Consider the following 1,260-nt stretch of genomic DNA (forward strand, 5'->3'; position numbering starts at 1 on the left):
CTCCTTCACAGCAGTATGCTGAGAGCAGGCTTAAACTGGAGAACCATCATGGAAAACATTGCGCTCATTGGTATCGATCTGGGTAAAAACTCTTTCCACATTCATTGTCAGGATCGTCGTGGGAAAGCGGTTTTTCGTAAAAAGTTTACCAGGCCAAAACTCTTTGAATTTCTGGCGACATGTCCGGCAACCACCATTGTGATGGAAGCCTGTGGTGGTTCTCACTTCATGGCGCGCAAGTTGACCGAGCTGGGACATACGCCAAAGCTGATATCACCACAGTTTGTCCGTCCGTTCGTTAAAACTAACAAAAACGACTTCGTTGATGCCGAAGCTATCTGTGAGGCTGCATCACGTCCATCAATGCGCTTCGTTCAGCCTAGAACGGAGTCTCAACAGGCCATGCGGGCTCTGCATCGGGTTCGTGAGTCTCTGGTGCAGGATAAGGTCAAAACGACTAATCAAATGCATGCTTTTCTGCTGGAGTTTGGCGTCAGCGTTCCTCGAGGTGCTGCGGTTATCAGTCGGCTAAGCACGATCCTTGAAGACAACAAATTACCTCTTTATCTCAACCAGTTATTGCTGAAATTGCAGCGGCATTATCATTATCTTGTTGAGCAGATAAACGATTTGGAAGCTCAGTTGAAGCGAAAGTTAAACGAGGATGAGGTTGGGCAGCGTTTACTGACGATCCCCTGTGTGGGAACGCTGACAGCCCGTACCATTTCCACTGAGCTTGGTGACGGCAAACAATACGCCAGCAGCCGTGATTTTGCGGCAGCAACAGGACTGGCACCACGTCAGTACAGCACGGGCGGCCGGACGATGTTGCTGGGGATCAGCAAGCGAGGCAACAAAAAGATCCGAACCTTGCTGGTTCAGTGTGCCAGAGTTTTTATACAAAAACTGGAACACCAGTCTGGCAAGCTGGCCGACTGGGTCAGGGAGTTGTTGTGCCGAAAAAGTAATTTTGTCGTGACCTGTGCTCTGGCAAACAAGCTGGCCAGAATAGCCTGGGCACTGACGGCACGACAACAGACGTTCCATGCGTAAAGTCAACAAGAATAATGATTTTAAACAGCCACTTATCTTGTTTTGCGAATACTGATTATTGATGATACGAACGGCCAACCGGCCTGTTGAGGAACCTGTAAAACGGAAAGGCTCATCTGAAGCCGTATATTTTCTAGAGGTTCATCAGGCGCGGAACTCATCGAGGCGCGGGCAATTAAGCTCATTCAGACGCCGGATAGATTCAAG

1 protein-coding gene is annotated in these 1,260 nt (G+C 49.0%); it reads left to right on the top strand.

Translation table 11 applies throughout. From position 1 onward, the window contains the following. Positions 1 to 48: 48 nt before the first annotated feature. Positions 49 to 1,053 (top strand): IS110 family RNA-guided transposase, encoded by a 1,005-nt coding sequence (locus tag DRI82_RS23640; RefSeq protein WP_114196320.1) that lies wholly within the window; start codon positions 49 to 51, stop codon positions 1,051 to 1,053. Positions 1,054 to 1,260: the final 207 nt, after the last annotated feature.

Source organism: Edaphovirga cremea (genome assembly GCF_003332275.1).
In the GTDB taxonomy this organism is placed as follows: domain Bacteria; phylum Pseudomonadota; class Gammaproteobacteria; order Enterobacterales; family Enterobacteriaceae; genus Edaphovirga; species Edaphovirga cremea.

Coding starts and splice junctions, on each gene's coding strand:
- DRI82_RS23640 (WP_114196320.1), top strand. CDS start 49: ATGGAAAACATTGCGCTCATTGGTATCGATCTGGGTAAAAACTCTTTC.